Annotated in this window: 15 protein-coding genes and 5 pseudogenes; 12 read left to right on the forward strand and 8 right to left on the reverse strand. The window is 31.2% G+C overall.

From position 1 onward, the window contains the following. Window positions 1-31: 31 nt before the first annotated feature. Both atpA and atpG read left to right on the forward strand, forming a co-directional pair. Complete coding sequence (atpA, locus tag JJC03_RS05875; protein ID WP_088398387.1) at window positions 32-1609, forward strand: F0F1 ATP synthase subunit alpha; 1578 nt, start codon at window positions 32-34, stop codon at window positions 1607-1609. A 71-nt stretch (window positions 1610-1680) separates the two neighbouring features. Beyond that, window positions 1681-2537 (forward strand): annotated as a pseudogene (atpG, locus tag JJC03_RS05880) (ATP synthase F1 subunit gamma). 52 nt (window positions 2538-2589) lie between these two features. Here atpG and JJC03_RS05885 read toward each other — a convergent pair. Then, window positions 2590-3180: a riboflavin synthase gene (locus tag JJC03_RS05885; RefSeq protein WP_088444657.1), complete on the reverse strand. Its 591-nt coding sequence runs from the start codon at window positions 3178-3180 to the stop codon at window positions 2590-2592. Between the two features lie 54 nt (window positions 3181-3234). Between JJC03_RS05885 and pdxA the strand changes: the two are divergent. The 6 genes and pseudogenes from pdxA (at window position 3235) to accC (ending at window position 8312) form a co-directional block, all read left to right on the forward strand. After that, window positions 3235-4273: pseudogene (gene pdxA / locus JJC03_RS05890) on the forward strand (4-hydroxythreonine-4-phosphate dehydrogenase PdxA). Between the two features lie 184 nt (window positions 4274-4457). After that, complete coding sequence (locus JJC03_RS05895; protein WP_088398383.1) at window positions 4458-4976, forward strand: YceD family protein; 519 nt, start codon at window positions 4458-4460, stop codon at window positions 4974-4976. Window positions 4977-4985: 9 nt separating this feature from the next. Continuing rightward, window positions 4986-5180, forward strand: coding sequence for a 50S ribosomal protein L32 (rpmF, locus tag JJC03_RS05900; protein WP_014165712.1), 195 nt, complete (start codon window positions 4986-4988; stop codon window positions 5178-5180). A gap of 166 nt (window positions 5181-5346) precedes the next feature. Then, window positions 5347-6341, forward strand: a pseudogene (locus tag JJC03_RS05905) (beta-ketoacyl-ACP synthase III). Between the two features lie 28 nt (window positions 6342-6369). After that, on the forward strand, window positions 6370-6867 hold the full coding sequence (accB, locus tag JJC03_RS05910; RefSeq protein WP_235874166.1) for an acetyl-CoA carboxylase biotin carboxyl carrier protein: 498 nt from the start codon (window positions 6370-6372) through the stop codon (window positions 6865-6867). A 95-nt stretch (window positions 6868-6962) separates the two neighbouring features. After that, window positions 6963-8312: an acetyl-CoA carboxylase biotin carboxylase subunit gene (gene accC / locus JJC03_RS05915; RefSeq protein ID WP_088444655.1), complete on the forward strand. Its 1350-nt coding sequence runs from the start codon at window positions 6963-6965 to the stop codon at window positions 8310-8312. A gap of 125 nt (window positions 8313-8437) precedes the next feature. On the opposite strand, the gene JJC03_RS05920 is transcribed toward accC, so the two are convergent. The 6 genes and pseudogenes from JJC03_RS05920 to JJC03_RS05955 form a co-directional block, all read right to left on the reverse strand. Next, complete coding sequence (locus tag JJC03_RS05920; protein ID WP_088398379.1) at window positions 8438-9628, reverse strand: C1 family peptidase; 1191 nt, start codon at window positions 9626-9628, stop codon at window positions 8438-8440. 290 nt (window positions 9629-9918) lie between these two features. Continuing rightward, on the reverse strand, window positions 9919-10575 hold the full coding sequence (locus JJC03_RS05925) for a T9SS type A sorting domain-containing protein (RefSeq protein ID WP_235874167.1): 657 nt from the start codon (window positions 10573-10575) through the stop codon (window positions 9919-9921). Window positions 10576-10841: 266 nt separating this feature from the next. Then, window positions 10842-11813, reverse strand: a complete 972-nt coding sequence (locus JJC03_RS05930; RefSeq protein ID WP_103714566.1) for a T9SS type A sorting domain-containing protein — start codon at window positions 11811-11813, stop codon at window positions 10842-10844. A gap of 364 nt (window positions 11814-12177) precedes the next feature. Beyond that, on the reverse strand, window positions 12178-12519 hold the full coding sequence (locus tag JJC03_RS05935) for a T9SS type A sorting domain-containing protein (protein WP_088398376.1): 342 nt from the start codon (window positions 12517-12519) through the stop codon (window positions 12178-12180). Between the two features lie 210 nt (window positions 12520-12729). Further along, window positions 12730-13780 (reverse strand): annotated as a pseudogene (locus tag JJC03_RS19475) (beta-helix domain-containing protein). 36 nt (window positions 13781-13816) lie between these two features. After that, window positions 13817-16483, reverse strand: a complete 2667-nt coding sequence (locus tag JJC03_RS05955; protein ID WP_309597787.1) for a TonB-dependent receptor — start codon at window positions 16481-16483, stop codon at window positions 13817-13819. Between the two features lie 191 nt (window positions 16484-16674). On the opposite strand from JJC03_RS05955, the pseudogene JJC03_RS05960 reads away from it, so the two are divergent. The 3 genes and pseudogenes from JJC03_RS05960 (at window position 16675) to JJC03_RS05970 (ending at window position 18868) form a co-directional block, all read left to right on the forward strand. Beyond that, window positions 16675-17357: pseudogene (locus JJC03_RS05960) on the forward strand (response regulator transcription factor). Continuing rightward, on the forward strand, window positions 17357-18400 hold the full coding sequence (locus tag JJC03_RS05965) for a sensor histidine kinase (protein ID WP_088398372.1): 1044 nt from the start codon (window positions 17357-17359) through the stop codon (window positions 18398-18400). Before JJC03_RS05960 ends, JJC03_RS05965 begins: the two are co-directional and overlap by 1 nt. 147 nt (window positions 18401-18547) lie before the next feature. Next, window positions 18548-18868, forward strand: a complete 321-nt coding sequence (locus JJC03_RS05970; RefSeq protein ID WP_088398371.1) for a toxin-antitoxin system YwqK family antitoxin — start codon at window positions 18548-18550, stop codon at window positions 18866-18868. Between the two features lie 95 nt (window positions 18869-18963). Here JJC03_RS05970 and JJC03_RS05975 read toward each other — a convergent pair whose 3' ends face one another. Further along, window positions 18964-20031 carry a glycosyltransferase gene (locus JJC03_RS05975; protein WP_088444652.1) on the reverse strand — a complete coding sequence of 356 codons (1068 nt, stop codon included), beginning with the start codon at window positions 20029-20031 and terminating at the stop codon, window positions 18964-18966. A gap of 86 nt (window positions 20032-20117) precedes the next feature. Between JJC03_RS05975 and trmB the strand changes: the two genes are divergently transcribed. Continuing rightward, the gene (gene trmB / locus JJC03_RS05980; protein WP_088398369.1) at window positions 20118-20792 is read left to right on the forward strand and encodes a tRNA (guanosine(46)-N7)-methyltransferase TrmB; all 675 of its coding nucleotides are present in this window, start codon (window positions 20118-20120) and stop codon (window positions 20790-20792) included. Window positions 20793-20833 lie beyond the last annotated feature (41 nt).

The raw sequence follows: 20833 nt of genomic DNA on the forward strand, positions 1-20833 counted from the left end.
TATAACACGAAAGTGTAAAAATTATAAAACAATGGCGGAAATCAAACCAGCTGAAATTTCAGCAATATTAAAGCAACAATTATCAGGTTTTGAATCTGGTGCTACTTTAGAAGAAGTAGGTACTGTTCTTCAAGTAGGAGACGGTATTGCTCGTATTTATGGGCTTTCTAATGTACAATATGGTGAGTTAGTGGTTTTTGAAAACGGTATGGAAGGTATCGTGTTGAACCTTGAAGAAGATAATGTAGGGGTGGTTTTATTAGGACCTTCTACAGGTATCAAAGAAGGTTCAACTGCTAAAAGAACACAACGTATTGCTTCTTTAAAAGTTGGTGAGCAAATGGTAGGTCGTGTAGTAAACACTTTAGGATTTCCAATTGATGGTAAAGGACCTATCGGTGGTGATTTATACGAAATGCCTTTAGAGCGTAAAGCACCAGGGGTAATTTTCCGTCAACCAGTAACCGAACCATTACAAACAGGTATTAAAGCAGTAGACGCTATGATTCCAGTAGGTCGTGGGCAACGTGAGTTAGTAATTGGTGACCGTCAAACAGGTAAATCTACAGTTTGTATAGATACTATTATTAACCAAAAAGAATTTTACGATGCTGGTAAACCAGTATTTTGTATCTATGTTGCTGTAGGTCAAAAAGCTTCTACTGTTGCTGCTTTAGCTAAAACTTTAGAAGAAAAAGGAGCAATGGCTTATACAGTTATTGTTGCTGCTAATGCTTCTGATCCAGCTCCAATGCAGGTATATGCTCCAATGGCAGGTGCTGCAATTGGTGAATACTTCCGTGATACAGGTCGTCCTGCTTTAATTGTTTATGATGATTTATCTAAACAAGCAGTTGCTTACCGTGAGGTGTCTTTATTGTTAAGAAGACCACCAGGACGTGAAGCTTACCCTGGAGACGTATTCTATTTACACTCTCGTTTATTAGAAAGAGCTGCAAAAGTAATTGCTGATGACGATATTGCTAAAAACATGAATGATTTACCAGAATCGTTAAAACCAATCGTTAAAGGTGGTGGTTCATTAACAGCTTTACCAATCATCGAAACGCAAGCGGGTGACGTTTCTGCATATATCCCTACAAACGTAATTTCAATTACTGATGGACAAATTTTCTTAGAGTCTGATTTATTTAACTCAGGAGTACGTCCAGCAATTAACGTAGGTATCTCAGTATCTCGTGTAGGAGGTAACGCACAAATCAAGTCTATGAAAAAAGTATCAGGTACTTTAAAGTTAGACCAAGCTCAGTTCCGTGAATTAGAAGCATTCGCTAAATTCGGTTCTGACTTAGATGCTGCTACTTTAAACGTAATTGAAAAAGGTAAACGTAACGTAGAAATCTTAAAACAAGGTTTAAACTCTCCGTTTACTGTTGAAGACCAAGTTGCTATTATCTACGCTGGTACTAAAAATTTATTAAGAAACGTACCTGTAGCTAAAGTTAAAGAATTCGAAAAAGATTATTTAGAATTCTTAAATAACAAACATAGAGATACATTAGACGCTTTAAAAGCTGGTAAGTTTGATGATAATATCACAGATGTTTTAGAGAAAGTAGCAAAAGAAGTAGCTGCAAAGTATAACTAATAAAGTGAATAGTGGGTAGTGATTAGTCATTAACTAATCACTATTTACTAGTTACTATTTACTAAAAAAAAATGGCGAATTTAAAGGAAATCCGTAACAGAATTACATCCGTTTCATCTACGATGCAAATTACATCTGCGATGAAAATGGTATCGGCTGCAAAGCTAAAAAAAGCACAAGATGCTATTACTGCTATGCGTCCTTACGCTGAAAAATTAACGGAGTTATTACAAAATCTTTCTGCTACATTAGAAGGTGAGGTAGGGGGAGCTTATACTACTCAACGTGAAGTTAAAAAAGTACTTTTAGTAGTTATTACTTCAAATAGAGGTTTATGTGGTGCTTTCAATGCTAACGTTATTAAAGAAGTTAAAAATCTAACAGAAAAATACCAAGGTGCTGCTTTAGATATTTTAACTATCGGTAAAAAGGAAATGATGGAGTACGTAAAACGCACAATGTCGTGGCGAATGAGAGTTCAATTTTTGATAATTTAACTTTTGATAACGCTGCAACTATCGCTTCTAATTTAACTGAAAAATTTATTACTGGCGAGTATGATAAAATTGAATTAGTTTATAATCAATTTAAAAATGCTGCTACTCAAGTAGTAAAAACAGAACAATTTTTACCTTTAGCTCCTATTACTAAAGGAGATGCAGTTGCTGGCGATTATATTTTTGAACCTTCAAAAGAGGAAATTATAATGACTTTAATTCCTAAGTCATTAAAAACACAATTATATAAAGCAATCCGTGATTCATTTGCCTCTGAACATGGGGCGCGTATGACGGCTATGCACAAAGCAACTGATAATGCTACAGAATTAAGAAATCAGTTGAAATTGACCTATAATAAAGCGCGTCAAGCAGCAATTACTGGAGAAATCTTAGAGATTGTTGGAGGAGCAGAAGCTTTAAATGGATAAATGTAAATATTTACTTAAAATAAAAAAGTCCCATTTCGGGACTTTTTTATTTTTAAAAATTAAAAGATTGCAATCTAGTAACATATTTTCCTATTACGTCAAATTCAAGATTTACTTTTGTTCCTATTTGAAAAGTATGAAAATTTGTATGTTCATAAGTGTAAGGGATAATTGCAACACTAAATTCGTTTAATTTTGAATTGACTACAGTTAGACTCGTTCCGTTAACCGTTATAGAGCCCTTTTCAATTGTAATATTTTTCAAATCCTTATTGTATTCAAAGGTAAAATACCAACTGCCATTTGCTTCTTCTATCTGTTTGCAAATTCCTATTTGGTCTACATGTCCTTGTACTATGTGACCATCTAGTCGATCTCCTAATTTCATTGCTCGTTCCAGATTAATAAGATCTCCTATTTTCCACTCGCTTAGGTTGGTTTTGTCAATTGTTTCCTTAATTGCAGTAACAGTATATATGTCATCATTTAGATTAACGACAGTTAAGCATATGCCGTTATGAGCAACACTTTGATCTATTTTTAGTTCTTTTGTTATAGAAGATTGTACTGAAACATGAATGTTTTCACCTTCTTTTTCTAGCGCTACAATCTTACCTAGAGTTTCTATAATTCCTGTAAACATTAACTGATTAATTTTAGTAAATTTGTATTCAAAATTAGTACAAATATTAAAGCGATGACAAAAAAGCCTGAAAATATAATAATTGGTATTTCAATAGGAGATCTAAATGGTATTGGTAGTGAAGTTGTCTTGAAATCATTCGAAGATACTCGTATGCTTGAATTGTGTACGCCTATTATTTTTGCTAATGTTAAGATTATTTCTTATTTAAAAAAGCAACTCAATCTAAATGTTAATTTGCATGGTATTGATAAAATTGATCAAGCTGTAGTTGGTAAGGTAAACGTGCTAAATGTTTGGAAAGAAGGAGTAAATTTGGAATGGGGAATAGAAGATCAAAATGTAGGAAAATATGCAATAAAATCTTTTATAGCTGCTACACAAGCGTTAAAAGAAAATAAAGTAGATGTTCTAGTTACTGCGCCTATAAGTAAAGTTAATATTCAAAGTGATGAATTTTCTTTTCCAGGTCATACAGATTATTTAAATCAAGAATTAGAAGGAGATGCTTTAATGTTGATGATTCAAGATACTTTGCGAGTAGGTTTATTAACGGATCATGTACCTATTAATGAAGTAGCATCTTATCTGACTGAAGATCTTGTTATGAGAAAAATAAAAACAATTAATCGTTCTTTAATTGAAGACTTTCAAATTAATAGACCTAAAATAGCAGTTCTAGGTTTAAATCCTCATTCTGGAGATCATGGTGTAATAGGTCAAGAAGAAGAAATAATCTTAAAACCTGCATTAAAGAAATTATTTGAAGAAGGAATAATGGTTTTTGGTCCCTATTCAGCTGATGGTTTTTTTTGGAAGTGCTCAGTATGAAAAATATGATGCAGTAGTAGCTACTTACCATGATCAAGGATTAATTCCTTTTAAAACTTTGTCTTTTGGTAGAGGTGTAAATTATACTGCGGGTTTAAATAAGATTCGCACATCTCCAGATCACGGAACAGGTTTTGATATAGCAGGAAAAGGATTAGCAAATCATGCCTCTTTTACAGAAGCAATTTATGCTGCTTTAGATATTTTTAAAGCTAGGAATATTTATAAAGAAATAGCGGCAAATCCATTAAAAACCAAATAAAATGAGTTATAAACAAAAAAATGTTCATAACCCTTTTGATTTTATAAATAATTTATATCTTTGCACACCCTAATTAAGGAGCAAGTTGTTGTTGGAGTAAAACGTAATTGGGCTTAAGTCTTTGATTGAGAGGTTTTAAAGAATAACGTTCGGTCTGAACCTGTTAAAAATGTAGATTTGTCTGATGAGAGTTACGAATGAATATTTAATTCCTTATATAGGATTAAAAATAGGAAAGCACCAGTTTGAATACCTAATTAGTAAGGCGTTCTTTGATTACTTTCAATATGACGAATTTGATTCAGTCGATATAAAAGTAAGTTTGGTATTAGAAAAGCAAAGTAACATGCTTGAGTTAAATTTTAAGCATAAAGGGACTGTAAATGTGTTATGTGATGTAACAGGTGAACCTTTTGATTTGCCTGTAAAAGGAAAGTTAAAATTAATTGTACGCTTTGGAGAGGCATATAATGATGAAAATGAAGAATTGTTAATTCTTCCTTTTGGTGAGCATCAGATTGATATAGCACAATATATATATGAAATGATTGTTCTTTCAATACCTTTTAAAAGAGTAAGTCCTCAGGCTTTAGAAGAAGAGGATGCCTTTGAAGAAACTGAAATTGCAGAAGAGCAAGACATAAAAGAAGAAGAAATTGACCCGCGTTGGGCAGCATTAAAGAAACTATTAACGGATAAATAATTTTGTAAAATGGCACATCCTAAGAGAAGACAATCGTCGACAAGAAGAGACAAAAGAAGAACTCATTATAAAGCAACTGTTGCTCAGATTGCAACTTGCCCAGTAACTGGTGAAGCTCACTTATACCACAGAGCTTACTGGCATGAAGGCAAAATGTATTATAGAGGTCAAGTAGTTATTGATAAATCAGTAGCTGTTGCTTAATATATTTTTTTAAAAATACATAAATAACTCTCACATTGTGAGAGTTTTTTTGTTGAAAATGACTCATTTTTGAAAAAAATGAGCCATTTTTGTATGTCATTTGTAGAAATTTTGTAATTTCATCAACTTTTAGAATTGACCTTTTAAGGGTTCAAAATAAGACTTTATGAATAAGATTACTGCCGCAATTACTGCTATAGGTTCTTATGTTCCAGACTTTGTGTTATCCAATCAAGTTTTGGAAACAATGATTGATACTACGGATGAGTGGATCACCACACGTACAGGTATCAAGGAACGAAGAATCTTAAAAGAAAAAGGAGCGGGTACTTCCTATCTGGCTATTCAAGCTGCCAAAAACCTAATTGAAAAATCAGGAATTGATCCCAAGGATATTGATATGATTATTATGGCAACAGCCACTCCTGATATGCCTGTCGCGTCTACTGGAGTATATGTTGCATCACAAATAGGTGCTGTTAATGCTTTTGCTTATGACCTTCAAGCTGCTTGTTCTAGCTTTTTATTTGGAATGTCTACCGCAGCGGCCTATATACAATCAGGAAGATATAAAAAAGTAGTATTAATTGGAGCAGATAAGATGTCTTCAATTATAGATTACACAGATAGAGCTACCTGCATTATCTTTGGAGATGGTGCAGGTGCTGTTCTTTTGAACCTAATGAAGAAGGTTTAGGTTTACAAGACGAAATTTTAAGAAGTGATGGTATTGGTCGTGAATATCTTAAAATAGATGCGGGAGGTTCAATTTTACCTGCTTCTAAAGAAACAGTCGAAAAAGGAATGCATACTGTTTTCCAGGATGGAAAAACCGTATTTAAATATGCTGTTTCAGGGATGGCTGATGTGAGTGAAAAAATCATGCAACGAAATAAACTAACACATGATGATGTAAATTGGTTAGTTGCTCACCAAGCGAATAAACGTATAATCGATGCTACAGCTGAACGTATGGGACTAGATGATTCAAAAGTCTTAATTAATATTCATCGTTATGGGAATACAACGTCAGCTACTTTGCCACTTGTATTATGCGACTTTGAAAAACAGTTGAAAAAAGGAGATAATATCGTTTTTGCTGCATTTGGTGGAGGCTTCACATGGGGAGCTATTTATTTAAAATGGGCGTATAATTCATAAAAACATAATAAACCAAAATCGAAATATCATGGATATTAGAGAAATTCAAAACCTAATTAAGTTTGTAGCTAAATCAGGTGCTACTGAGGTAAAACTAGAGATGGATGATTTTAAAATCACTATCAAAACTACACCTGAAGGTGCTGAAACTGCTACGTTTGTACAGCAGGTGCCAATGCAAGCGGCTATCCCACAAATGCCAGTTGCTGCTGCTTCAGCGCCAGTTGCTGCTCCAGCTCCAGCTGCTCCGGTTGTAACAGAATCAGTTGCTGAAGATACTTCTAAGTACGTTACTGTAAAGTCACCAATGATTGGAACATTTTACCGTAAACCAGCTCCAGATAAACCAATGTTTGTAGAAGTGGGTTCTTTAATTTCTAAAGGTGATACTTTATGTGTTATTGAAGCAATGAAGTTATTCAACGAGATAGAAAGTGAAGTATCTGGTAAAATTGTTAAGATTTTAGTAGATGATGCTTCGCCTGTTGAATTTGATCAACCATTATTTTTAGTAGACCCATCATAAGTTATTTTAAATGCTAAATTTTGAATGGTAGAGATCAAGTTATTTACCTTCAGATAATTTAAAATTAATAAATCAACATTTAAAATTTGATTAAGATGTTTAAAAAAATACTAATCGCTAACAGGGGAGAAATTGCGCTTCGCGTAATTAGAACTTGTCGTGAAATGGGAATTAAGACAGTTGCAGTTTATTCTACAGTTGACGCAGACAGTTTGCATGTAAAATTTGCAGATGAGGCTGTTTGTATAGGGCCAGCTCCTAGTAACCAGTCTTATTTAAAGATGGCTAATATTATCGCTGCTGCTGAAATTACTAATGCTGATGCTATCCATCCAGGATATGGGTTTCTTTCAGAGAATGCTAAATTCTCTAAAATTTGTCAGGAACATGGAATCAAATTTATTGGGGCTTCTCCTGAAATGATCGAAAAAATGGGAGATAAAGCTACTGCTAAGGCTACTATGAAAGCAGCAGGAGTACCTTGTGTTCCAGGTTCTGATGGGATTTTAGAGTCGTTAGAAGAAGCAAAAAGAGTAGCTAAAGAAATTGGATACCCAGTAATGATGAAAGCTACTGCTGGAGGTGGAGGTAAAGGTATGCGTGCTATATGGAAGGAAGAAGAGCTTGAAAAAGCTTGGGAAGGAGCTCGTATGGAAGCTGCTGCCGCATTTGGTAATGATGGAATGTATATGGAGAAACTTATTGAAGAACCTCGTCATATAGAAATTCAAATTGTAGGGGATTCTTTCGGGAAAGCGTGTCACTTATCAGAAAGAGATTGTTCAGTACAACGTCGTCACCAAAAATTAACAGAAGAAACACCTTCTCCGTTTATGACAGATGAACTACGTCATAAAATGGGAGAAGCTGCTGTAAAAGCTGCTGAATATATTAGTTATGAAGGAGCTGGTACAGTGGAGTTTCTAGTAGATAAGCATCGTAATTTCTACTTTATGGAGATGAATACACGTATCCAAGTAGAACACCCAATTACAGAACAAGTTATTGACTACGATTTAATTCGCGAACAAATTTTAGTAGCGGCTGGTGTGCCAATTTCTGGTAAAAATTATTTGCCACAATTGCATTCTATAGAATGTCGTATTAATGCAGAGGATCCTTATAATGATTTCCGCCCATCTCCAGGTAAAATTACTGTTTTACACGCGCCAGGAGGTCATGGAGTGCGTTTAGATACACATGTTTATGCAGGATATACAATTCCTCCTAATTATGATTCAATGATTGCTAAATTGATCACTACAGCACAGACTCGTGAAGAGGCAATTGCTAAAATGAAACGTGCTTTAGATGAATTTGTAATAGAAGGAATTAAAACAACTATTCCTTTCCATAGACAGTTAATGGATGAGCCAGATTATGTGGCTGGTAATTATACTACAAAATTTATGGAGTCTTTTAAAATGAAAGAACCTAGAAATTAAAATATTGAGGCTGTGCAGTAAGGACAGCCTCTTTGTTTTAAAGTATTTTATAACTCTCTTTTTTATGTTTTAATAAAGTTAAGTGATAAAAAAAGGCTTGGAAAGCCAAGCCTAAAATATATTTTTTATAGTTTTAATTTGGATGCTATGTTAGAAGGTACTGCCTTTTTATTTAACATGATTGCTGTTGCTTTATATTTTGCAAATTCTTTAGTCATGTATAAATATCCTTTATAATCATTTGTTGTGCCCCAAGAATTTTTTACAATGTAATATTCTTTGCCGTTTTGATCTTTAGAGATACCCACAATGTGCATACCATGATCATCTGTTGTTGTGTAATTATCAAAAGCTTTCTGACGCATTTCTTCAGTTACAACCATTTCTTTTTTAGGACCATTGAACATATCTGCTTTTTCATCACTAGACATGTCTTCAAATTTTTTCTCAGGAACATAAGCTACACCATTTTTCCATGAAAAACTTTTTTCGCTAACATCTCCAGCCCATGCTACTGAGTAACCGTTTTTAAGAGCGTTATCGATAATATCAGTTAATTCATTCATTTTTACATTGTACACAAGATCAAAATTCCAGTTGTCAGGAACCATTAGTACAAATTTAGAATAATAAGGGTATTCTTGTAAAGAAGAAATTTCTACATAATCATCAGCGTTAACACCTACTACTTCTTTTGCAAAAGTTTCAGGAGTATAGGTTTTACCTTCGTATTGAAAATTTTTTGGTACTTGTCCAAGATAAGCATCAATCATTGCAGTATAAGCTTTTTCCCAATTAGGTGTTAATTCTCCATTAGGGTTGGTAACAACGGTCTTTAAAAAAGCTTCAATTAGAGCTCCCATTTCTGCGAATTTATTTTTATCTGTTCCATAGTTTAAACCAGTGTAAACAGATTGAGGAACTGCTCCGTATTTTTTATACATGTTAATTACATCGTGAAAAGCGCCACCATCACCTAAGGCTACTGAGCCGTGCATACGAACGTAATTTCTTCCTTTTTCTATATACGCATTGCGAGCTGAATATATTTGAGCTAATTCTACGGGTTTCTTGCCTATGCGTATCATTTCAGATTCTAAGAATGAATTAGCAGAGTAGCTCCAGCATGTTCCAGAAGAACCTTGGTTTTTTATAGGTGTATTTTCAATATTTATAACATCAGTAAATTTGAAAGATTCTTTACTTTTTTCGCTTGCATTTATTTTTAGTGAATTAACTAAATTGTCTTGTGCAAATGCACCAGCTGTTATAATAAATGAAGCTGTAAGAGCAATGTTTTTTCTAATTTTAAACATATAGTTTTTGTATTTTAATATTTCGAGGTAAAAATAAGAATACTGGCTGAATAAGGTTTTAATTTAACGACTTTTTATCCTTTTGATTGATTTTTTTATCTTAATTTAGGATGTTTTTTTAAAAAAAGGCAGTCTGAACTAGACTGCCTCCAAAACTTTAGATGAATTTATAATTAATTTTGATAATAGTGAGTTCGATATTGTATCGGGTTCATTTTGTCTGAAATTAATTAAATTCTTTCGTTATTGTAAGATTGTGTATTTTTTAAGATAAAATAGCTCTGATTTGATTATTCAATTATAATTTTTCTAGTTGTTGTTTTATTATCCTGAGTAATTTTAACAAAATAGATTCCTTTGCTCAAAGAGGAAATGTTAATTGTTTCGTTTGTTGTTGTAAATGAAGAGGTTTTTTTGCCTAAAGTATCATATAGCTCAACTTGTTTCTCTTTAAAGTTATTTGAGGTGATATTTAAAACTGAATTTGCAGGATTTGGATAAATTGATAAGCCTTCTATTTCACTGTTTTTTTCATTATTTAAAAAAATAGAGTTCGCTTGAATTTTTACGTTATCTATTCTCCAGTTAGCTGTTGGATCGTAAACTCCTAAAATAGCTTCATACGTGTTAGTGTTTGGAGCTAAAATAGAAACAATTCTGAAACCGAAATTAGGATTGTTATTGCATTTAGGATCGTTAATTAAAAATACTTTCATTGGAGAGTTTGTAAATCCATTTGTAAGATCTCCACTGTTATTTCCTAAAGAGATCCAAGTGTTTCCTCCATCAATAGTATATTGATACTCTTGCCATTTAGAAGAGAAATCTTGTCCTTTTTGGTCAAATTCTATAATAATTTCTGAATATCCATTTGTGCTAGTCATGAATTGATAGCCAGCTGTTCGAATTTGTTCCTTGTGTAGGGAAGTTTTTAATACTATATGCAAATCCTCCGCTGTTTCCAGTTTGATAAAGGTTTTCGGTTACTCCACCAATTAAGTTTAATGTTCCTGTACCTATATTAGGGGTAGAATTTTTATTGTCAAAGCTCCATGAAGTTAAGGTTGTTTGAGCAAAGAAACTAGTTGTTAAAAAACATAAGTTAAATAGAAGACATAAAGATTTTTTTTCATTTTGATAGTTTTGTTTTTATTTACAAAAGTATGAAAAAATCCTCTTTAAATCTTTGTTTAAAGAGGATAGGTTTTATTGGTTATTCAATTACAATTTTTCTAGTAGTAGTTTTGCCTTCTTCTGTTATTTTAGCTACATAAACTCCTTTTGCTAAAGATGTAATATTTATATTTTGGTTGGTTGTTTTAGTAGATAGTGCTACTTTGCCTAAAGTGTCATATAGTTCTATCTGTTTTTCAGCAAAACTATCTGATGTTATATTTAGAATAGATTTTGATGGATTAGGAAAAATTTGTAAACCAGAAATCTCATTTAATTTTTCATTTGATAATAATAGAGGGTCTGTTGATGTTGCTTGAAAGCTAAAATCGTCTAAACCTATCATTGCATCATTTCCAGTGTCATTTGTGTCTGCCCATCTAATCCAAAGAGTTCCTCCGTTGGCTGGCCAGCCAGCACCTGTTAGTCCAAAAGTGAAATTAAAGTTGGTATTGTTTCCTTGAGCATTGCCGTCAATATTGGCTGTGACATTTGTAGGGATGGTCGTGTTAGTAGGGGCGTTTACCTCTGTGAGGTCGCAGTTTGTTACACTAGTCCAAGTTCCTGTTGATAAAGATGTAGCGTCATAACTGTAGGCAAATAAAATTTTTTCAACAACTGAGCTGGTTGCTAGTCTCCATTGTTCAGCTTTTCCGCTAATTTGTATTTGGGTAATATTTTGTGCTAAGTTATTAGCAAGGTTTAGTCCAATTCCTGGGATTGTACCAGATGATGCTAATACGGCTAATGATCTTTCACTGGTTGAATTGATTCCGGCTGCATAGACTCCTCCACTGTTTGTAGATCCATCATTATTCGTTATTGTTAATGGAGTTGTTGATGTGCCTGAAAGTCTTGCCATGTACCAATTAGCTGGTAATACAGGAGCTGTTGTGCCATCGGTCATCGTATTAAAATCTTGATTGTAAGGAGTGTTTAACGCTGAGATTGAGATTTGAGAAAATCCAAATTCTACAAATAATAATGCTCCTATTAGGTGAATTTTTTTCATGTGTTGTTTTGTAATTTTGGTTTAAAAAATAGCGCAATAAATTTAATTAAAAATGTATTAAATTTGTTTTTTAGTGTTATTTTTTTTGTTTTATTAAAGTAATTGGTGTTATTTTTGATTTATTTGTAAGAAAAATCTATTTATTCAAAAAAATGATTTTCCGAAAAGAGGGTTGTGTAAGGTGCTAAAGATATGTTTCTGCTCAAAAAGAGAAATGCTAGTTGATCATAATAAGCAAAAGAATAGGAGAAGTGTTTGCTTATTATTTTTATATAAAATTTCTGTATAGAATTTTTATGAATAGATGTGTTTTATTTGTTACGAAAGTATTTTAAAAATAAAAAACGTAATTAAGTGAAAGGAATTATTTAACAATAAGTTTTCTGGTAATTCGTTGTTCACCTTCTTTTATTTTTATAATATAAACACCTTCGTTTAGGCTTGTAATGTTTAGTTCTTTTGAGGTTAGTAGTGTTTGAAGTACTAGTTTTCCCAGTACATCATAAACTTCTATTTCTTTTGTGGAACTAGACCTAGAAGTGATATAAATTCTCCCAGTGCTGGAAGGATTTGGGTATATTGTAAGATTATCAAGAGGTTGTTCTTGAAATTTTCCGCCATAGGGAACATCCTTGCTATCTTGAGCCTGTAAGACTAAAGCAAATAGGGTGGAAATAAAAATACTGGACAAGTAGTTTTTCTTCATTCAATATTACTTTAAGCAAAGTTAGTAAAAAAAAATTAGTTGAAAGAAAAGCCTCAAAAATAGAAGCTTTTCTTTTGTTAAATAATTCTAAAAATTAAAACGCATACTTTGTCCAATTAAAAGCTGTTTTATCAGCTCCTGTATTGATTTCGTTTTTATTTAGAATTCCTATTCCATTAATTTCCTTGCCTGGAGGTGTTGTTAAATCTTTTAGATTAACAGTAATTTCTGATGTAGCATCACCAGATCCTTTTTGTCGTTCATATTAACTAAAGTTACAATATAGCCAGATCCTTTTACAATAGCATTTGTTACGATAGATTTTGCATTACGACGAATCATAAACGCATCCATCATTTGTTTTGAAATATCGTTTGTAGTTATAGGATCAATTTTAAGATCAATTGTTATGTTTTTAATAATATTGTTAGATTGTAAATTACAAGTAGGAGCATTGCCATCTAAATTACCATCTCCTTCTAATCCTCTTGGGTCTGCTTCAGTACTTACAAAGCCTTTTTCCCAAATCCCATAAGCATTGTCTAGAGAACCTCTCCATCCTTGCGTATAGTCAAACATATCATCATCAGTGTTAATACATAAAATATTTTTTACATTTACTGTTCCTCCAAAAATTCAACACCATCGTCAGCGCAGTTTTTTACGAATACATTTTCAATTATAGTGCCATTTCCTACACCATTTAGTGTTAAACCGTTGTGTTCAATATTAGCGGATGATTTTGATCCTGTATTGTTTAATATTAAATAACGAATTGTACCTGAGTTATCCGTATCATCATTTCCTCCGTATGTATAGGCTGAATTTATTTCGGTTGATCCAGTTGGAGTAGCATCTGATAATTTTGCTTTACCATTAATGATTAAACCTCCCCAGTATCCTGATTCTGTAGTTTCTATATCCGCTTGCATAATTACGGGTTTATCTGCTGTACCGTTTATATTTATTTTGCCTCCTTGTAGTACTAAAATATAATTACTAAAACCTTTTTGGATTTAATTATGGTACCTGCTGGTATATTTAAAATACCTCCATTATCTATAATTAATGATCCATTTAAGTAATATGTTTTAGAAGGGTCAAGAGTTGTTGTATTGGTGATAGTACCTGATAAATTTTCAGTTCCCGCTGGAGCAATTATACCTACAATTGCTTCATCATCTGTTGTTTTAGTACAAGATGTTACAATAGTACCTAATACTGTTAGTAATGTTAATAAACTTAAAACTGATTTTTTCATCTTTTGTTAGTTGTTTTAATGAGTAATTATATAATCTTAAAAATCATAAGTTAAACCTAGGCTGAAATTGATGCCTTTTTGAAAGGATTTTAAGACAACGTTTTCTCCTCCGCTAATTCCTTTTCTGCTTAATGAATAAGTAGGATCTAATAAGTTTCTAGCTTTTATTTTAATTGCTAAATGTTTATTGATTTTTGAGGTTGAAATGAAGTCTAATCCTACTACTCCTTTTTCTATGATGTCTTCATAAGTTAAAGTACCGATAGTATAGATGCGATCACTAAAGTAGTTTAAAACAAGTGTGTTGGTGAAATTTTTATCATCTTTTGATAAGGTGTTAGATAAATCAAAATTAATTAGGAAAGGAGAAGATCCTTCTAGTTGAGTTTCTTTTTTGGGAGTATTTAAAACATCTAATGTTAATTTTGAATAGATATAAGAAGCGTTAATGCCAAATGCTAATTTAGAATCATAGGAATTGAATTGTGATTCAAGAATGTTTTTTCTTAATTCAATTTCTGCCCCTAGTACTTTAGCTTCTTTTGAAATGTTTTTATAGGTTAAATATCCGCCAGAACCGCCTTCTTCTACGCGGGCTATCGGGTTTTCTATATGTTTGTAGAAACCAGTTAAAGAGAATAATTCTGATTTACTAATATAAAAATCCCATTTAGCATCTAGATTGTAATTTTCAGAATATTTTAAATCTTTATTTCCTTGACTATTAAAGTTGACATCTATGTAGATATAAGGTGATATTTCTTTTGCTTGAGGAAGTGTATAAGTTTTACTACTTGCTAAACGGAATGAATTTTTTTCAGAAGCATCCCATTTTAAGCTGGCATTAGGTAATACGAATGTGTTTTTTATAGTTGATTTTCCTATAGTACCCCCTTCGTTTACGTTGTATTGTACAGTTAAGTTTACATAGTCTACACTAGCTCCCATATTTACGGTTAGTTTTGGGTTGACTAAGTAAGTTAGATCAGCATATCCAGAATGTATGTTTTTTTGTGCGTTGTATTGATCTCTATTGGCATCAAAAGTTATTTTTCCATCTATAAAATTTTGTTTATTATAAGCTATATCTAAATTAATATTTTCGTCATATATACCCGGTATTGCTCTAAAATTGTATAAGGTTGAAGTAAACTTATCGTCAACTTGTCTGCCGTTATAACCAAATTTGACAAGGGAGATTTTATCATCAGTGTTTTTAAAATTTAATTTATGTAATATTTCTAATTTTGTATTTAAATCAGTTTCATCTAAATTTAAAAAAGTTCGGGTTTGTCTACCATCTCCTCCTGTAAAAACAAAATCTTTTTCGCTTCTTTGAGTTAAGTTATTTACTCTTCTATCTGGTTCCTTTCCTGAAGTAATATTATATGATAGACCTGCATTTAAGTTTGTGCTTTTGCTTAACTGAAATTGTGTTAGTAATTGATTTACAATTAATAAATTATCATTATTTTGTTGCCTAATCATTAATCCTTTATCATCAAGACCTCCTTGAAATTTATCATTGTCTAGACCGTAAAATTTAGAATAATATTGATTACTATTATGAATTACCATGCCATTATAATCAAAGCGGTATTTGTTTAATTTTAAGGACAAATTCAATAATCCTAATTGATTAATGCCACGATTAAATTTGTCACCTATTTGATCTCTAAATATAGTTCCAGTAGTAGTAGTGTTTTTTACAAACTGTTTAGTATAATTAAAATCGGTTGAATGAGATCCAACTAAGAAAGCGGTAAAGCTATTTTCTCTAAATCTGATTTTTTTACCTATCGTTAATCCAAAGGAATGATTATAAGGAGAAGGGTTTGTTGTAGGATTTAATAGGTTAGGAAAATTATATTTCTGACTAGTCAAGCCTGGATTAGTTACGTTAGACATTCCCCAATAATCTACACCTGATTGTTGTTTAAAATTAGTGCCTACTACTCTAGTATTGCTTCCTGTTGAAAGATCTAAAGATAAAACAGAAGAATTGTTTAGTTCTTTGGAAGAAATATCTATGTTAGCTCCACCTACGTCATTAATTTTAGTAGCATTGAATACTTTGTTTACAGAAATATTTTTTATGATATCAGTACCAAAAAAATCTAAGGAAATATTTTTGTATTCAGGGTCTTCAGATGGAATAGGAAACCCATTTAAAGTAGTTGAATTATAACGATCTCCTAAACCTCTAACAAAAACGTTTTTTACTCCTTCTTGCTTAGAAATACCCGATATTTTGGTAACAGCAGCTTGTGCGTCACTTATTCCTTTTCGACTCATTTCTTGAGCTCCAATTACCTGTTTCATTTCCACGGCATTTTTTTGTTCTAATAATAAAGCCGTTTCTTTTTCACGACTCACAGTGGCTTTTACTACAACATCTTCCATAGTTACACTACCAGAACCTAAAGTTTGATTTATTTCTTTTATTTCTCCTGGATTGATAGTGATTTTCACTTCTTTAGTTTCATAGCCTAAAAAACTAAATATTAATGTATGTACACCAGAAGGAATCATTAATTTGTATTTACCTTGTAGATCGGTAGTCGTTCCAGTAGAAGAACCTTTTACAATAACGTTAGCAAACGGTAAAGCTTCATTGTTAAGATCTTTATCTGATACTGTTCCTGTTATAGTAGCTTTTTGAGCTAATGTTATTATTGTAAAAAAAGGAACAATAAAGAAAATTTAAATTTCATTTCGTTGTGTGTTTAATTTCGTTGCAAAGTAATCTTGGCTATGTAAAAAGGAAGTTATTCAGATATTATAAATAAGTTTAGGAAATGTTACCTAATCGTTAACATATTAAATTTATGTAAGGTTAAGTTTTTGTCTTGAATAATAACTAATTTTACATTCGAACAAACACAAACATAGTGATGAAAAAGAAGGATATTAGAATTCTTTTAGTAGACGATGAAATTGATATTTTAGAAATTGTTGGCTATAATCTTTCACAAGAAGGGTACCAAATTTTTACAGCTGAAAATGGTAAAAAGCGGTAGAGAAAGCAAAAAAATATTTGCCCCATTTAATTTTAATGGATGTTATGATGCCTGAAATGGATGGAATGGAAGCATGTGAAATTATTCGTAATACTCCAGAATTACAAAATACTATTATTGCATTTTTAACAGCTAGGAGTGAAGATTATTCTCAAGTTGCAGGTTTTGATGCAGGTGCTGATGATTATATAGCTAAACCTATTAAACCAAAAGTTTTAGTTAGTAAAGTAAAAGCTTTATTAAGAAGATTTAAAGAAGTAGAAATATCAGTTGAAAAACTAGATTTGGGAGGAATTGAAATAAATAGAGAAGAATATAAAATTTATAAAGATAGTAAAGAAATCATACTTCCAAGAAAAGAATTTGAGCTCTTTTATTTGTTAGCATCTAAACCAGGTAAAGTATTTAAAAGAGAAGAAATTTTAGATAAAGTTTGGGGGAATGAAGTAGTAGTAGGAGGAAGAACTATAGATGTTCACATCCGAAAATTACGTGAAAAAATAGGAGAAGATTTGTTTAAAACTATCAAAGGAGTTGGGTATAAGTTTGAATACTAATGGGGTTAAAACTTAAAAAATCATATAAGTTCGCTTTTCGATCATCAACATACATTACCTTGTTTTCTACAGGATTAGTGTTTTTACTAACCTATTTGTTTTTTTCAATTAACGGGTTGTTTATATTCTTGTTTGCTCTTTTTACGATGTCTTTCTCGTTTTTTGTCTTACAATATCGAGTAGAAAAGTTTATTTATAAAAGGGTGAAGAAAATTTATGATGAAATCTCATTTTTAGATGCTGTAGATTTTAAAAATCAAGCTATAACCACTGATATGGCCACCTTAACCAAGCAGGTTAAAAAGTTTGCAACAGATAAAAAAATGGAAATTGAAATGCTTAAAGATAGAGAAGAATATAGAAGAGAATTTCTAGGAAATGTTTCTCATGAGCTAAAAACGCCCCTTTTTACTGTACAAGGTTATATCTCTACCTTGTTAGATGGTGCACATAAAGATAAAATACTTAGAAAAAAATACCTAGAACGAGCAGAAAAAGGAGTTGAAAGATTGGTCTATATTGTTAATGACTTAGATATGATTGCTAAATTAGAACTAGGAGATGAAACATTAAATATCCAGTCATTTGATATCGTTGCATTAGCTCAAGAAGTAATGGATTTATTAGAAATTAAAGCAAATACAAAAGAAATCACCTTGAGTTTTGATGAAAAGTATATCAAACCTATTTATGTAATGGCTGATAAACAAAAAATCCAACAAGTTTTAATTAATCTAGTAGTAAATTCTATTAAATACGGTAAAGAAAAAGGATCAACTGAAATTTGTATAGATGAATTAGAAAATAATAAAGTATTAGTTCGGGTTATGGATGATGGTGAAGGAATTGAACGAAAACATATTCCTAGATTATTCGAGCGTTTTTTTAGAGTAGACAAAAGCGGATCCCGTATGGAAGGAGGTTCAGGATTAGGATTAGCAATTGTAAAACATATTATTGAAGCCCATCAAGAAAAAATATATGTAAAAAGTACTTTTAAAAGAGGTTCTGAATTTTTATTTACTCTTCAAGCAGTTAATTAATAATATAGACATAATGAAGCCTTTGGGCTTTTTTTTTTGTTTTATAATGTTAAGAAATTGTAAATTTAATGTTTTATAATTGTTAATAATTTTATTTTTTTTAAATTTGATAAAGAGTATTTGTAGTAACCTTTAAAACTTTAAATTATGAAAAAATTTATGTCAATCGTTGCTTTATTATTTACAGTAGTTAGTTTTTCTCAGTTAATAGAGCCTAAATATGAGATTCAAAATGATTTAATAAAAGCTACTTATTATTATGATAATGGTAAAGTCATGCAAGAAGGTTTTTATAAGGATGGAAAAGTTCACGGTAAATGGACTTCGTATACTGTAGAAGGTAAAGAATCTGCCATTGGACAATACGAATTAGGAAAAAAAGTAGGAATTTGGTTCTTTAAACAAGAAGGAGTTATTGCTCAAGTTGATTATAATGATAATAGTTTAGTTAAATTCAAAAAAAAATAATCCTAGACTTTTTAAATAAATAAGTCTTCTTTTATTTTTGGTATATTGTCTTATCATTTTATTTAAAAATGAGTAAATAATGATTTGTAATAAAATTAAAAAGGACTTTGTTGAAAAATTTCAAAATGTTTTTTCCAATCAATTTCATTTTTAAACAGATCAAACCCTTTGAAATTAGATATGTTTTCTAGTTTTTTAAGAGTAAAATTATCTTGAAGACAATAAGGAATTATTCTTTCATCATTCAGTTTATTAGCCAAATACTCTTGCTCATATTGTCCAGGAGTAGGAATAAAAAAAGCTTTTTTACCTAAATAAGCTAGATCCATAATTGTTGTATATCCAGAGCGGCAAATAATCAGTTTACTTGTATTAAAGGCAATCTCTAATTGTTCCGTATTCATAAAATTGTAAAAAGTAAAAAAGCCTTCGGTACTAATCTTTTGTTGAGAATTAACTTCTCCTTTTATAAATAAAATAGATCCATTGTAATTAGTTAGTTCTGTAATTAATTTTTTTTCTAATAAAGTTCTTTGTGGTTCAGGTCCAGATAAAATAACCATAATATCATACTTAATCTCTAAATCTAGTTTTTTAAATCGACTGATAGGACCTAAGTAAGAAACATTTTGTATTGGTTTTTTAAGATGACCTAAATTACCTGTTAAGTTATCATTCCCCTTGTAATCTGGAACCCAGCAAATAGTATATCTCTTAATAATTTGTTGGTGTAACCAAGAAGTAATCCAAGTAGTATTCCCAGTTAAAACATTTAGTTGATGGGTAATAAAGACACAGGGTATTTTTTGTGAATAGACTCCTAGTCTATTGTCAGAAATAATACCCTGTATTTTATAGGTTTTAATAATTTTATTTGTAGCTAATCGTTCAGATAGAATTGCCCTTATAATTTTGTGGCTATTTAGAATTAACTTCCATTTAAAAAAACTCCCTTTTTTAGCATATTCAATTTTATAGGAAGGAAGTACAATAAAAGTTAAAGTAGGGAATTCAATTTTTAGTAATTCAAGAGCTGAACCATCGGATGCAATAATAGGATTTAGATCTTGAGCTAGAAGAGCCTTTATAATAGGAATACAACGAGTTGCATGACCCAACCCCCAATTTAAAGGTGCTATAAGTATGTTTTTAGTAGTTTTCAAATAGTTAAAATTATAAAAATAAGGTAAAAATAAAACGCTTCATAATACAACATATTTATTTAATTTTGTCAAAACTTTAAGAAATTGTGGGAAGTAAAAATAAATTAAAACGTTTTAAAGAAAACGAAACATTTGATAATGTAATTCAACCTACTCGTGATGAGGTTGTTAATGGTGAGTTTCCTTATAAAGGAAAATGGCGTTCAACATTTTTTAAAAATGACAATCCTATTATTGTAGAGTTAGGATGTGGTAAAGGAGAATACACAATAGGTTTAGCATCAAGAAATCCTCATATAAACTATATAGGAATAGATGTTAAAGGAGCTCGTTTTTGGAGAGGAGCTAAAACAGCGGTAGAAACTGGTATGAATAATACGGCTTTTGTTCGTACCCAAATTGAATTAATAGAACAGATTTTTGACGCACATGAAATAGATGAAATTTGGATTACATTTCCAGATCCACAAATAAAATATAAACGTACAAAACACCGTATGACTAACACGGAGTTCTTAAAAATGTACAAGAGAATTTTAAAACCTCAAGGTGTTGTAAACCTAAAAACAGATAGTGAATTTATGCACGGATATACTTTAGGTTTATTGCATGGTGAAGGACATGAAGTTTTGTATGCTAATCATAATGTATATAAAAATGAAGGAGCTCCTAGTGAAGTAATGGAAATACAAACATTTTATGAACAACAATATTTAGAAATTAATAAAGCAATTACTTATATTCGTTTTAAAATTAAGTAATGAAAAGATTTTTTAGAAAATTAGATATTTCTAGAGTTCAC

The sequence above is a fragment of the Flavobacterium oreochromis genome (assembly GCF_019565455.1).
GTDB classification, from domain to species: domain Bacteria; phylum Bacteroidota; class Bacteroidia; order Flavobacteriales; family Flavobacteriaceae; genus Flavobacterium; species Flavobacterium oreochromis.

Excerpts from the sequence above, each read along its gene's own strand:
- atpA (WP_088398387.1), top strand. The coding sequence starts at position 32 with ATGGCGGAAATCAAACCAGCTGAAATTTCAGCAATATTAAAGCAACAA.
- JJC03_RS05885 (WP_088444657.1), bottom strand. The coding sequence starts at position 3,180 with ATGTTTACAGGAATTATAGAAACTCTAGGTAAGATTGTAGCGCTAGAA.
- JJC03_RS05895 (WP_088398383.1), top strand. The coding sequence starts at position 4,458 with ATGAGAGTTACGAATGAATATTTAATTCCTTATATAGGATTAAAAATA.
- rpmF (WP_014165712.1), top strand. The coding sequence starts at position 4,986 with ATGGCACATCCTAAGAGAAGACAATCGTCGACAAGAAGAGACAAAAGA.
- accB (WP_235874166.1), top strand. The coding sequence starts at position 6,370 with ATGGATATTAGAGAAATTCAAAACCTAATTAAGTTTGTAGCTAAATCA.
- accC (WP_088444655.1), top strand. The coding sequence starts at position 6,963 with ATGTTTAAAAAAATACTAATCGCTAACAGGGGAGAAATTGCGCTTCGC.
- JJC03_RS05920 (WP_088398379.1), bottom strand. The coding sequence starts at position 9,628 with ATGTTTAAAATTAGAAAAAACATTGCTCTTACAGCTTCATTTATTATA.
- JJC03_RS05930 (WP_103714566.1), bottom strand. The coding sequence starts at position 11,813 with ATGAAAAAAATTCACCTAATAGGAGCATTATTATTTGTAGAATTTGGA.
- JJC03_RS05935 (WP_088398376.1), bottom strand. The coding sequence starts at position 12,519 with ATGAAGAAAAACTACTTGTCCAGTATTTTTATTTCCACCCTATTTGCT.
- JJC03_RS05965 (WP_088398372.1), top strand. The coding sequence starts at position 17,357 with ATGGGGTTAAAACTTAAAAAATCATATAAGTTCGCTTTTCGATCATCA.
- JJC03_RS05970 (WP_088398371.1), top strand. The coding sequence starts at position 18,548 with ATGAAAAAATTTATGTCAATCGTTGCTTTATTATTTACAGTAGTTAGT.